Origin of the sequence: Kitasatospora sp. NPDC057738, from assembly GCF_042798815.1 — a bacterium.
Lineage (GTDB): Bacteria > Actinomycetota > Actinomycetes > Streptomycetales > Streptomycetaceae > Kitasatospora > Kitasatospora lactacystinica.
This window is the reverse complement of record NZ_JBHVJT010000027.1, coordinates 14,590-26,647: the sequence shown is the minus strand read 5'-3', so window position 1 is coordinate 26,647 and position 12,058 is coordinate 14,590. Positions and strand designations below refer to the sequence as shown.

Here is a 12,058-nt window from a genome sequence, read left to right as displayed (position 1 = left end):
CTTTTTCCCCTACCACCCCTCCCTCCCCCCCTCTCTCCCTCCCCCGCCCCACCCCCCCGGGGGGCGGGGGCGGACTCACGCGATGCCCGGCCGGCGGCGGCGGTGGTAGGCCCAGGCGAGGGCGAGGGTGATCGGCCCCCAGAACATCGCCGTCGAGGTGCAGATCCGGCCCAGGAGCATCCACCAGCCGTTGCTGTAGCCGACCTCCGCGAACACGCCCAGCCAGGCGAGCGGCATGCCGTCGAAGAGGGCCACCAGGGTCAGGCCCCCGAGCACGGCCGGGACGAGCGCCGCGAGCGGCGGCACCCGCCGGCCCCGCAGCACGGGCACCCAGCGCGGGAACACCTCGCCCCAGCCGCTGACCAGCCCCAGGGTCAGCAGCGTCAGCGCCTCGGTGACCACGCTCAGACCGATCACGTACGGGGCGGCCCACCAGACGTAGGGCGGGGCGGCCGGGTCGACGGTGCCCATCCGGAAGTCGAAGGCGAACGGCAGGCGCCACAGGCAGTGCGGCAGCACGATCAACGGGAGGGCCTTGGCCAGTCGCAGGGCCCAACGGGGAACGGGGCGTTCGGTGTCGCCCACCGGGATGTCCTTCAGCATGGCTCCACCGTCCCGGACACCACCCCCGCCGCACGTCCACCGCACGGCCCGCCCGCCTCCCCCGCGCGAGCCAACCCGCCGTCGGCCCAGCGGTGGAGAACGGACGTCAGCCCTTGGACCCCAGGCCGTACGCGGTGGTCAGCAGCCCGAGGAGGTACGGGGTCTCGGCGCCGTTCAGCGCGGTCGGGTCGACCGAGTACACGACCTTGCGGGCGAGGTCCTGGGTGGCGAAGACGCCACTGGTGGAGCCCGGCCGGGACCCGGTCTTGCCCCAGACCACGATGCCGCCGGCCGTGAGGCGTTCGAGGCCCGTGCTCATGCAGGCCGTGCCGTCCGGGCAGTGGCCGCCGTGTCCGGCCATGGGCACCGCCGGGACCGTGAACAGCAGTTCCTGCTGGGCCGGCGGCAGGAGGCGGCCCCGGAACAGCGCCGTCATGAAGCGGTCCAGGTCGGGGGCGCTGGAGATCATGCCGCCCTCGGCCCAGGGCCACGGGCTCTGCTCGGTCACGTCCACCCGGTGCGAGCCGCCGTCCGCGTCGGGGACGGTCAGGTACGGGCGGGTCGCGGGGTGCCGCAGCCCCGGGTCGTCGGCGTCCGGGAGGGAGGTGTCGTGCAGGCCGAGCGGGCGGACGATCCGGTCGCGCAGCTCGTCGGCGTAGCGGTGGCCGGTGACCTTCTCCACGATCAGCCCGGCGACGAAGGTGTTCATGCCGTTGTACTGCTGGGCGCTGCCGGGCGTGAAGCCCAGCGGCTGCCCGGCCATCGTGGCGAGGACCTCCTCGGGGGTGAAGGAGTCGAACCGGTGCTCGGCGAACCAGCCGGTGGTGCCGTCACCCCAGGGCACGTTGGAGCCGCCGGGCAGTCCGCTGGTGTGGTTGAGCAACTGCCCCACCGTGACCGACGCGTAGGGGAAGTCCGGGAGGTACTGCCGGACGGCGCCGTCGAGGTCGATCCGGCCCTCGCCGGCGAGCTGGAGGACGACGGTGGTGGTGAAGACCTTCGAGATCGACCCGATCCGGAACCGGCCGTGCGGGTCCACCCGCATCCCGCTCTCCGCCGAGGCGCCCTCGAAGCTCCCGGCGGAACCGGTGACCCGCAGGAACGCGGCGGACACGTCGGCGGCGGGCCGCTGGGCGAGGGCGGCCCGGAGCGCCGCCGGGTCCAGCGGCGGCAGTGCGGACGGGCTCGCCGCCGCCGAGGTGCCGACGGAGGGCGTCGTGGCGAGGGCCGGGCTGCCCGCCCCGACCGTCAGCGCGGCCGCCAGGGCGCCGGCGGCGGCCAGGACGGCCCAACGGGTGCGGTTCGTGTGCGCGTTCATGCGGGTCCGGCTCCAGGATGGTCGTCGTCCGGACCGGTGGTTCCCGGCCCGGCGACGAGTCTTCCGGCCCCGGCCGCCCCGGACATCAGGGGCGGGGAGCCGTCGTTCCCCGACCTTCCGTCAGGGTCGGCCCGGAGGGGTGGCGCAGGGGGGCGGCCGGTCGTCGGCGCAGGAGGCGCAGGAGGCGCAGGAGGCGCAGGAGGCGCAGGAGGCGCAGGAGGCGCAGGAGGCTCAGGAGGCGCAGGAGGCTCAGCCGCCGTCCTGCCCGGCGAGCGGGCCGGTTGCCTCTCCAACTGCGCATCGGGGGCTACCCTCGTCGCAGCCGTCCGCTCCGCCCGCGCCTCGCGGCCGGTGCTCCGACGCCGCGCCGTCGCTCCCGGGAGGTCGGGAATGTCATCGCCGGACGCCTGCGCTCCGATCCGTCAGGCCGTGATCCTCGCGGGCGGACGCGGCAGGCGACTCGCCCCGCACACGAACCTGCGCCCCAAGGCGATGGTCGAGGTGAACGGCACACCGCTGCTGCGCCACCAGATCGACCGGTTCGCCGACGCGGGCGTGGAGACGGTGGTGGTCTCGGCGGGCTACCGCTCGCAGGTGATCACCGACTACGTACGCACGGCGACCCTGCCGATCCGCACCACCGTGGTCGTGGAGGCCTCCCCACTCGGGCGGGGCGGAGGACTGAAACTCGCCGCCCGCGCACTTCCGGCGCCGCGGGAACCGTGGTTCGCCGTCTACGGCGACATCTGGGCCGACTTTCCCCTCACCGCGCTGGGCGCCCACCACCTGCGATGCGGGGCACTGGCCACGGTCGCGCTGGTCCCGCCCCGGCTGCCCCGGGGCACGGTCCGCTGCGACGCCCTGGGGAGGGTCGCCGAACTCGCCGCGCCGCCCCCGCCCGTCTGCACGGTCAACGGTGGCGTGTACGCCTTCGAGCCCGGCGTCGTCCCCCTGCTGCCGGACCGGGGGGACCACGCGAACACGACTCTCCCGCACCTGGTGCGGCTGCGGCAGCTGGCGGGATACCGCGCCGACGGCTTCTGGTGCGCGGTCAACACCCCGCACGACCTGCGGGAACTGCGCACACGCGGGGCGGCGCCGACCCGCCCGGAACCGATCCGGCCACCGACCGCCGCCACGGGAGCGGATCCGGCTTCCCGTTGACCCGGGCCGTCACGCCCGGCTCCGTCACGCCCGGCTCCGTCACGCCCGACTCCGCAGCACCCGGCTCCGCAGTGCCCGGCTCCGCAGCACCCGGCTCCGCAGCGCCCGCTCGATCGGGACGTCCGCAGGCTCCGTGAGCGGATGGAGCAGGCTCGGGAAAAGTCCTGCCCGACCGTCACATCCCGTGCCACAGTGGACGATCCGGCGCGCCGACCTCGTGCGGGCCGGAAGGATTCTCGAAGGTCTGGGGGACGAGTGGGATCCGGAACCGACATGACCGGCGACGGCCGGCCGACCGTGCTGGTGCGTGACGTGGTGCGATCGGTTGTGGAGACCCTCGCACCGGAGGAACTGTTCCTGGTGGAGGGGCTCCGCCGCTTCGACGACGCCACGGTGGTGCGGCGGCTGAGCCGCGGTGGAGGGCGGCGCGAGCCGCTGGGGTTCGGGATCGGGGAGGTCGCCGCCCTGGTGACGCCCGTCGTCTGGCTGGTGCTCGACGAGGTGGCGCAGCGAATGGTGGCCACGACGGTGGACCGCGCCTCACGAGGGGCCACGGGCCTGGTGCGGCGGCTGTTCCGGCGACCGGCCCGCGCGGCCGAGCTCCAGCCGCTGACCAGGGAGCAGCTGGCCGAGGTGCGGGCCCTGCTCCTGACGGCGGGCGAGCAGCGCGGCCTCGCGCCCGATCTCACCGAGGAGATCGCCGACAGGGTCGTGGCCCGGCTGGCCCTGTCCCGCGCACTGGACCCGCCCACTCCGGCCATCCCACCGGCCCCGGAGCCCCCCACCGACCCGACCGGCACCGGGCAGGACTAGGTGAACGCCACCGGGGCGCCGCCCGGACGGCCGCGGATCGACGAAAGGGTCCTCGGCGCGGGCACGGGCCCCCGGTTCGTCGTCCTGCTGCTCCTGATGCTCACCGCCGGCGGCGCCATGATCCTCGAAGTGGTCAGGGTCCTGGCCGACGGGGACGAGTCCGGGTGCAGCCTCGCCGCGGGCGTGGACCCGGCTGACGGCAGCTACTGGAAGACGTCGCTCAGCATCTCCGGCCAGGTCACCGCCTCCCGCTTCTGCCTGTCCCTGTGGGCGCCCGCGCCGCCGTGGTGGCAGGTGGCCGCCTGGCCGCTGCTCCTGCTGGTGGTGGCCGCCCTGCTCTTCGCCGCGCTGCCGCACTGGAAGGCCCGGCGCGGCCGCGTCATCCCGCTGGCCGCGGTCGATCCGGACGGCGAACTCCTCGCCCTGCTCACCGAACTGTGCACGGCGACGGGCGTGGCGCCGACGCCCCGGGTGGTGGTCGACCCCGCGGCCGCCTCGGTCAGCGCGGTGGTCTTCGGCCGCACCCGCCGCCCGGTCGTCTGCCTGCACGGCGGCCTGCTCGCCGTCCGGCGGCGCGATCCGAAGCGGTTCCGGGCGGTGCTGCTGCACGAACTCGCCCACATCGCCAACCGGGACGTCACCCTGACGTACCTCACGGTCGCCCTGTGGCGGGTCTTCCTCGCACTGGTGCTGCTGCCGTACGTGCTCTGCCTGGGCTACGTGATCTACGGCGTGGTGGCGGACGGCCGGGTGCCGCAGCTGGACCGGGCCGTGGCGCTGGCCGTCGTCATGGTCGTGCTGCTGTACCTCGCCCGCTCCGACGCGCTGCGCAGTCGGGAGATCTACGCCGACCTGGCCGCGGTGCGCTGGGGCGCGGACCCGCACGGCTGGTCCGTCGGCGCCGCACCGTCCGGGAGCGCGGTGCGCCGCCTGCTCGACGCTTTCCTCGACCTGTGGCGCACCCATCCACGGTGGGGCCTGCGCCAGGGGGCCCTGGTCGATCCCGCCCCGCTGTTCCGCACCTCGGTCCTGCCGCTCTTCCTCATCGGCACCGTGCCCGTCCTGGCCGTGCAGCAGGTGCTCCGGCAGATCGCGCCGTACCGCGTGAACTTCACCAACAACCTGATGACGCTGCTCGTCATCGTTCCCGGTGCCCTGGTGACCGGCGTGATCGTCGTCGCCCTGTGGCGGGCGGTGGTGTACGCCGTCCTGACCGGAACCCGGGTGCCCTCCGGGGCGTGGGCCGGGGGGTGGCTGGGCGCCGGCATGTCGGCCGGCCTGGTCCTCAGCGGCTGGGGCGCGGGCTGGGCCTGGCAACCGCAGCGGCCGCTGGTCCTGCTGGTACCGGTGGCGGCGGGAGCGGCCTTCGGCTGGTGGACCACCCAGTGCGCGCACCTGTGGACCCGCACCTCACGAGGCCGGACCCCGCGCCCCGCGCTCACGCTCTGCCTGGCCGCCGGCTGCGTCGCCATGACGTCGTGGCTCACCTGGTGGATGCTCGCCGGAGCCACGGCGCTGAACAGGGACTTCCCGGGCGCCCAGGCCGTCGCCCAGTCCGTCCTGCAGTGGCTTCCTTCCAAAGCCCCGACCGGGGACCTGACCAGGATTCCCGGCATCGCCACGGTGCTGCCGCAGCTGTCGAACGTCGCCGACACACCGATGGGCTCACTGGCCGTCATCGTCCTGTGGGTCGTGCCGCTGCTCGCCTGGGCGTCCGGCACCGCGGTCCGGACCCCTCGTTGGATGCCGGACCGGGCACCCCGGCCGGAACGTCCCGTGGCGCCGCTGCGCAAGGTCGTGCTGCCCGGACTGCTGGGCGGAGCACTGGCGAGCCTGGCCGTCGTCGGCGTCCAGGCCTGGATCCACACCGCGCAGCCGGTACCGGACGCGCGGGGCGGGCTCTACGCCCTGCGGTACGCGGGCCTCCTGCTGACGGCGCTCTGCCTGCCCGCAGGCCTGGCCGCCACCGTGGCGAGCGCCGCCGACCGGCGCTTCCGGCTGCTGGGCGCCCTGACCGCCGCCGGGACGGCGACCGTGCTGGGGGCCGCCGCGATGACGCTCCTCGTCTCGGTGGACGGCTGCGTCGCCCCGCTCAACGTCCTCTCGGACAGCTGCGCCTGGCGGCCGGCCTGGTGGAGGCCGTTGTTCCCGTTCACATTCGTGCTGAACAACGCCCTCGTCCTCTCCGGGCTCACCGCCGTCGTCGCCGCGCTCACCGCTGCCGCCGTCACGGCCGTCCGCCGTCGACGGCGGCCTGACGCACGCGTCTCCGTCCACCCCGAGCCCCAGGCCGGTGGGCAGGGAGCCCGTGGACCGCGCGCACGCCGCCTCGCGGTGATCCTGCTGTGCGTCGTGGCGGTCGCGGGCACCGCGGCGGACGGCGGCTTCAGGAGGTACCAGCTGGGCTTCATGGTCAACGAGCTCACGTCCCAGCGCTCCCTGGTGCAGTTCTGGGGGCTCCCGGACCCGCCGCGGTCGGAGTTGACCCGCGTGCGGCAGATCCGGGCCTGGTACCGCCTCAGCGGCGACGACCTCATCGACATGGCGGTCTCGTACGACAGTCGCCTGACCGCCGCCGTCCGGGAGGCCCAGGCCGCCAAGGACAGTTGGGACGCGCTGGACCGCCGCCTCCGGCCGGCCTGCACCCAGTGGGGGAGCGCCGCCTGGTTCGAGACGGTCTGGTTCCGCGTGCCCGCCGACCCGCGCCTACGGGCCGACTGGCACGCGCTGACCACCAAGGCGGACAGCGGCAGTCGCGGCTGCGCCCAGGCACTGACCGCCCGCGACCAGGCCGGCCTGAGAAGCGCCCTGCTCGACCTGTATGCGGCCCGCCGCTGCGCGGAATCGGTCAACGCCGGGATCGACGGGATCCTCCGCGCGGGCGGCTTCCGGGGCACCACCCGCCCGCCCGCGCAGGGCACCGCGGCGGTCTGCGACCGCCCGGCCTCCTAGGGCGTGTCTTCCTCCGTCGGTGACGACCGGCGAGCCGGGGGGCTGTGCCCGGGCGGCGGTCAGCCGTCCACCGGCCGCAGCACGTTCTGCCGGTAGGCGGCCGGGTCGTCGATGTTGCCCGGCTCCTTGTACAGGCACACGATGTACGACTCCAGACCGTCCTTGGTGTCGGCCGTCCCCGCGCCGGCGGCCCGGGCGCAGCCGATGCGGGTCGTGGCCTTCCACACCACCTGGGTGAACCCGCCCGTCCCCGGGTTCTGGTCGTAGCCGGGCTGGTCGTACCGGTAGTCGCGGCCCTGCTGGTACCAGCGGTCCACGGCGACATGTGCCGCGGCCGGCTCGGTGCCCGGCTCGACCGACCCGATCCAGCCCCACCAGACGTTCTCCCCCACGCCCTTGACCCGGCCCTCGTTCACCAGGTCGAGCTTGTGACCGGTGCTCAGGCGGGTGACGCGCTGCTCGGCGTACCCGACGAGCTCGGGATCCTGCGTCAGGGGCGGGGCGCTGTGCGCGGCACGGTACCGGTTGTGCGTCCGGAGGGCATCGTCCTGGAACGCCTGGTCCGTCACGAGCGGAAGCGCGGGGCGGGGAAAGGCCTCGGCGGCCCGGACCGGCTGCGCCGGCACGAGCACTCCCATGACCGCCGCCGCGCTGCACGCTCCCAGGACGGCGTTGCGGATTCGACGTCGTTCCACGGCGGTCTCCTTCGCGTTCCGAGTGATCGTCACCGGGTTAACGCCACCGGGGGCCGAGAGGGCACGGGACGCCGGGCGGGCACCACGCAGAAAGGAGTGGGAAGTCGGACCGGCCGACTTCCCACTCCTGCCCTGTGGCCCATTGGGGTGCTGAGGCGCTCGGGGCGCCAGGGGCCGCGGAGGCGGTCAGCCCCCCATGCAGGCCCTCCACTGGCCGCGGGCGAAGGACTCGCCACCGGACCAGTAGTTGACGTTCCACGCCGCGGTGCACTGCTCCCTCTTGGACAGCTGCCGCGGGTAGGCGTTCGCCTCGGCGCCGGTGGCCAGGACGAGCACGGGGGCCAGCACTGCCGCGGCGAGCGCGGTGGCGGCCAGTCGACGGATCTTCATGGATGTGGATCTCTCTGCCGGAGAGCCGGGTGCTCCGGCGCAGCCCCGCGACAGCCCGCGGAGCCCGAACTCCGAAGCCCGGCCGGAGCGTTCGGCTCCGTGCGGCACATCCTGGCAGCGGCGGTCGGCCTGGGGACATCCCACAAACCTGGGATGGCCCGGGCCCAGGGCATCGACAGGAGGAGTGGGAAGCCGGACGGGCCGACTTCCCACTCCTGGTGGCTTGCGGGACCGGTGGGGTATCGCGGGGTTCAGGGCGCGTCGGGGCCGCCGGGCGCGTCGGGGCCGTCGGGGGCATCGGGCGCGTCGGGCGCCTCGGGGGCCTCGACGAGGTCGAGTTCGGCCCAGACGGTCTTGGAGTTGGGGTGACGGGGGATGGTGCCCCAGCGGTGGCAGAGGGCGTCGACGAGGGTGAGGCCACGGCCGGTCTGGGCGTTCGGGGTGTGGACGGCGGGGAGGACGGGGAGCCTGTCCCCCCGGGGATCGCTGATCTCGATGCGCAGGGTGGCGCCCCGGCGCACGGAGGTGGTGAGCGAGAGGTGAACCTCGAACCCGCGCCCCGGAAGACGCCCGTGCGTGATCGCGTTCGCGGCCAGCTCGGCGACGATCAGCAGCGCGCAGTGGAACGGTTCCGTGTGCGTGGAGTCCAGCTCCCAGTCCATGAGTTGACGTCGCGCCAGGCGACGGCAGATGGCGGCGCCCTTGGGGGAGGCGATGAGGGTGGCGGTACGGGACCGGGGGTTGTCGAGGGGGTTTTCGGTCGTCATGGGAGTAAGCGTGGCGGGGCGGAAGTACCCTGGCCAGGAGCCGGGCGAGCACGGAGAGTGCCTGTACGGACACGGAGGGCCGACTTGTCGGTCGGCTCGGATCAATCGGTCGCAAAGGCGGGTGGTACACATGGCTGGCGTCGAACGCACGATGTTCGATGACGGTGAGACGGCGGAGAACTCGGACGGGGTCGCGGAGTTCTACAGCGCGGTGGGCAAGCTGATCAAGCACTTCCGCGAGAGGGCCGGGATCACGCAGAAGGAGCTGGCCAAGCTGACCGGCTACAGCGAGGACCAGATCGGCGCGATGGAGCGGGGGGTGCGGACGGCGAGGATCGAGTTCCTGACGAAGGTGGATCCGATCATCAACGCGGGCGGCGCCCTGCGGGTCATCGCGGACGACGTGATGAAGGCCAAGGTCCGGGTGAGCGAGCGTCACCCGGCCTACTCCAAGGCCTTCACCTCGGAGGAGCACCGGGCCATCGAGATCCACAACTACGACACGATGGTGATCCCGGGACTGCTCCAGACCGAGGCGTACATCCGCGCCCTGTACGAGATGCGCCGGCCGATCCTCTCGCCCGAGCAGATCGACGAGTGGGTGGCGGCGCGACTGGCCCGGCAGGAGATCCTGACCCGCTGGCCGCTGCCGGTGGTGACGTGGGTGATCGACGAGAGCGTGCTGCGGCGCCCGCTGGGCGGGTGGAACGTGCACAAGGAGCAGCTCCAGCACCTGCTGAAGGTGGGGCAGATGCGGGGCCCCGAGCTCCAGGTCATGCCGCTCGACCGGATGAGCCACGCGGGCATGAGTGGCTCGTTCGCGCTGCTGACCCCGCCCGGTCGGCCGCAGATCGGCTATGCCGCGGCGCAGCACGTGAATCGTCTGATCACGGATCCGGCGGAAGTCCGTAATATGGCCGCACGGTACAGCAGTATCCGGGCCCAGGCCCTGGGGCTGAGGGAGTCCCTGGCCCTGATCGAAGCGATTCCGGGAGAGCGGTAGGCATGGCCGAGCTGGCGTGGTTCAAGAGCAGCTACAGCACCAACGAGGACGCCAACTGCGTCGAGGTCGCCGGCACCCCCGGTGTCGTCCACGTGCGTGACTCCAAGGACAAGAGCGGCCCCCAGCTGGCCTTCGAGCCGGCCACCTGGGCGGCCTTCGTGAAGTTCGCCGCCACCACCGAGGTCTGACACTTCCGGACCTCCCCTCAACGGCCCACCGCCTTCCCGGCGGCGGGCCGTTGGCGTACCGGCTGCCACCTGCCCCCACCCGACAGATCCGCTCTGTACGGGCCCGGGCCGGCGTGCGTCAGCCGCTGACACTCTCCTTGCCGTTCTCGATGTGGCCCATGAATCGGCGCCGGTAGGAGGAGTCCCCGTCGACGGTGAGGGTCAGGTCGTACCAGCCCTGGGCGTCCTCGGTGTCCCAAGTCACCACGACAGGCTGCCCGTTCGCGGGGACGTCGTACTCCTTTGCGGGAACCTTGCTGTAAGCGTTCGCAGTCAGCTTCACCTTGAGGGCCGACGCGCCCCGGTTGGCGATCGACAGCTTCAGCTCCCGGGTGGCCCCGTCCGCCGTCGTGGCGACATCGACAAGCGCCGCGTCACCCGTGGTCTCGCCCGCGAACTCGCGGCGGAAGCCGTTCGGCCCGGTGAGGGTGAAGTTGTAGGCGCCATTCTTGACCGGCACGGCCTCGGCGGCGGTGCCGAGGACGTCGAAGTGCTGGGGGGTGTCGTACTCGCCGGCGTACGGGTAGAGCGCGAGGTGCGCACTGGCCTTGCCGCTGTTGTACATTCGCAGGAAGAAGGTCTGCGCGGCGGCGTCGAGCATGCCGTAGGCGTCGGGCTGGTAGGGCAGCGGCCGCGCCGGGCGGGGGCCGGAGCCCTTGTACGGGTTCGTGACAGCCGCAGTGCGGTCGAAGTCGAAGACCGACGACAGGTCGCCCGCCACCGTGCGGCGCCACCGGCTGATCGCCGGCTGGCGCACGTCCAGCCAGTTCTCCAGGAACCGGACCTGCGAGGTGTGGTCGAAGACCTGGGAGTTGACGTAGCCACCGATCGTCCACGGGGAGACCGCGATCATGGGAACCCGGGTCCCCAACCCGATGGGCACGTTGTCCACGAACTCGTCGGCCCACTGTCGCGCCGGTACCGGAGGCGGGACGTGGTCGAAGAGGCCGTCGTTCTCGTCGTAGCTGATCAACAGGATGGTGGAGTCCCACACGTCGGGTTTGGAGGCGATGGCGTCCAGGACCTGGTAGACGATCTGCTGACCGAAGCCCGGGGACGAGTTCCCGGGGTGCTCCGAGTCCCGCGCCGAGGAGACCAGGTACGACACCTGCGGGAGCTTGCCCGCCGTGATGTCGTCCTTGAACGCCTGGACGAAGCCGCGGACGTTGTCGACGCCGCCTCCGTTCTTGCTGGGCCGCTGACGGCGCAGCGCACGCTCGAACAGGCTCCGGTCGGCATCGGAGAGCTTCTTGACCTGGGTGTCCAGAGCGTCGAGATCGGGTTGGCTGATGTCGTCCGGCCCGGGAGGGAATTCGTCTTTATCCACGGGGTGGTAGAAGTTGTACGTGCTCGCGTAGGTCTTGGGCATCCCCTTCAGGACGGCGGCGGCAATCCGTCTGAACCTGTCATGGAATTCCAGGTTGTTGTCGTAGAAGTTGTCCCACTCCTGGTAGACCTGCCAGGAAACGCCGTTGGCTTCCAGCATTTCCGGGTAGCTCGTCCAGTCGTAGGCCCCCGGGGCCCCCGGAGGCCTCTCCCGCCCGTGGGCTTCGGAGCCGGTCACGCGCTCCCCGGTGGGCTCCCAGCCGCCGAATCCGGAGAAGAGGTAGTTGCGGTTGCTGGTGGTCTCGCCCATCACGGACGAGTGGTAGCTGTCGCAGATGGTGAAGGCGTCAGCCAGTTTCCGGTAGAGCCCGACCACCTCGGGCTGATCGTAGTAGCCCATCGTGTCGACCGTCTTGACCGCCACCCAGCGGTCGTACCAGCCTCCGTGCCAGGCGTCGTGGCCGCCGTCCCAGTTGTGGTTGAGGCCTTTGTCCACATCTCCGGTGGGAATCTCCCACTGCTCCGGCCCCTGTGAGCCCGGCTGCTCCAGGACCGACTTCTTGCCGTCGGGCAGGAGGACCATGTTGCGGTCCTCGAACCCCCGCACGCCGTCGACCCCCTTGCCGAAGTAGTGATCGAACGAGCGGTTCTCCTGCATCAGGAGGACCACGTGCTTGACCGCCCCGAGCCCTCCGGCCGGCGGCTTGCGCTTCATCGCCTCGATCACTGAGGGCGGAAGGTCGGGTGGGACTGTTTTGTCGGACATTCTCGTCTCCCTGGGTGCTTTCGCGGCTCCGCGG

12 protein-coding genes are annotated in these 12,058 nt (G+C 72.5%); 6 read left to right on the top strand and 6 right to left on the bottom strand.

Going from position 1 to position 12,058, the window contains the following annotated elements:
• Positions 1-75: 75 nt before the first annotated feature.
• Complete coding sequence (locus ACFVGO_RS17055; protein ID WP_359900049.1) at positions 76-603, bottom strand: hypothetical protein; 528 nt, start codon at positions 601-603, stop codon at positions 76-78.
• Between the two features lie 106 nt (positions 604-709).
• Positions 710-1,921 carry a serine hydrolase domain-containing protein gene (locus ACFVGO_RS17050; protein WP_380632474.1) on the bottom strand — a complete coding sequence of 404 codons (1,212 nt, stop codon included), beginning with the start codon at positions 1,919-1,921 and terminating at the stop codon, positions 710-712.
• A gap of 390 nt (positions 1,922-2,311) precedes the next feature.
• On the opposite strand from ACFVGO_RS17050, the gene ACFVGO_RS17045 reads away from it, so the two are divergent.
• Genes ACFVGO_RS17045 through ACFVGO_RS17030 form a run of 4 tightly spaced genes read left to right on the top strand, consistent with a single transcriptional unit; the run spans position 2,312 to position 6,850 of the window.
• A complete protein-coding gene (locus tag ACFVGO_RS17045) occupies positions 2,312-3,085 on the top strand; it encodes an NDP-sugar synthase (protein WP_380632472.1) in 774 nt (257 codons plus the stop codon).
• Complete coding sequence (locus tag ACFVGO_RS17040; protein ID WP_380632564.1) at positions 3,069-3,362, top strand: pentapeptide repeat-containing protein; 294 nt, start codon at positions 3,069-3,071, stop codon at positions 3,360-3,362. The genes ACFVGO_RS17045 and ACFVGO_RS17040 overlap by 17 nt, the downstream gene beginning before the upstream one ends.
• Positions 3,359-3,898 (top strand): hypothetical protein, encoded by a 540-nt coding sequence (locus ACFVGO_RS17035; protein ID WP_380632470.1) that lies wholly within the window; start codon positions 3,359-3,361, stop codon positions 3,896-3,898. Before ACFVGO_RS17040 ends, ACFVGO_RS17035 begins: the two co-directional genes overlap by 4 nt.
• Positions 3,899-6,850 carry a M48 family metalloprotease gene (locus ACFVGO_RS17030; protein WP_380632467.1) on the top strand — a complete coding sequence of 984 codons (2,952 nt, stop codon included), beginning with the start codon at positions 3,899-3,901 and terminating at the stop codon, positions 6,848-6,850.
• A gap of 59 nt (positions 6,851-6,909) precedes the next feature.
• Here the strand turns inward: ACFVGO_RS17030 and ACFVGO_RS17025 are convergent, their stop codons facing one another.
• The 3 genes from ACFVGO_RS17025 to ACFVGO_RS17015 form a co-directional block, all read right to left on the bottom strand.
• Entirely contained in the window at positions 6,910-7,545 is a 636-nt protein-coding gene (locus ACFVGO_RS17025) for a CAP family protein (protein WP_380349529.1), read from the bottom strand.
• Positions 7,546-7,731: 186 nt separating this feature from the next.
• Positions 7,732-7,935 carry a hypothetical protein gene (locus ACFVGO_RS17020; RefSeq protein WP_359900037.1) on the bottom strand — a complete coding sequence of 68 codons (204 nt, stop codon included), beginning with the start codon at positions 7,933-7,935 and terminating at the stop codon, positions 7,732-7,734.
• 251 nt (positions 7,936-8,186) lie between these two features.
• Entirely contained in the window at positions 8,187-8,702 is a 516-nt protein-coding gene (locus ACFVGO_RS17015; protein WP_380632464.1) for an ATP-binding protein, read from the bottom strand.
• Between the two features lie 130 nt (positions 8,703-8,832).
• Here ACFVGO_RS17015 and ACFVGO_RS17010 point away from each other — a divergent pair, with 130 nt between their 5' ends.
• Positions 8,833-9,705 carry a helix-turn-helix domain-containing protein gene (locus tag ACFVGO_RS17010; protein WP_380632462.1) on the top strand — a complete coding sequence of 291 codons (873 nt, stop codon included), beginning with the start codon at positions 8,833-8,835 and terminating at the stop codon, positions 9,703-9,705.
• Between the two features lie 2 nt (positions 9,706-9,707).
• Positions 9,708-9,893 carry a DUF397 domain-containing protein gene (locus tag ACFVGO_RS17005; RefSeq protein WP_359900032.1) on the top strand — a complete coding sequence of 62 codons (186 nt, stop codon included), beginning with the start codon at positions 9,708-9,710 and terminating at the stop codon, positions 9,891-9,893.
• A 118-nt stretch (positions 9,894-10,011) separates the two neighbouring features.
• Here the strand turns inward: ACFVGO_RS17005 and ACFVGO_RS17000 are convergent, their stop codons facing one another.
• Positions 10,012-12,024, bottom strand: a complete 2,013-nt coding sequence (locus ACFVGO_RS17000) for an alkaline phosphatase family protein (protein ID WP_380632459.1) — start codon at positions 12,022-12,024, stop codon at positions 10,012-10,014.
• Between the last annotated feature and the right edge of the window lie 34 nt (positions 12,025-12,058).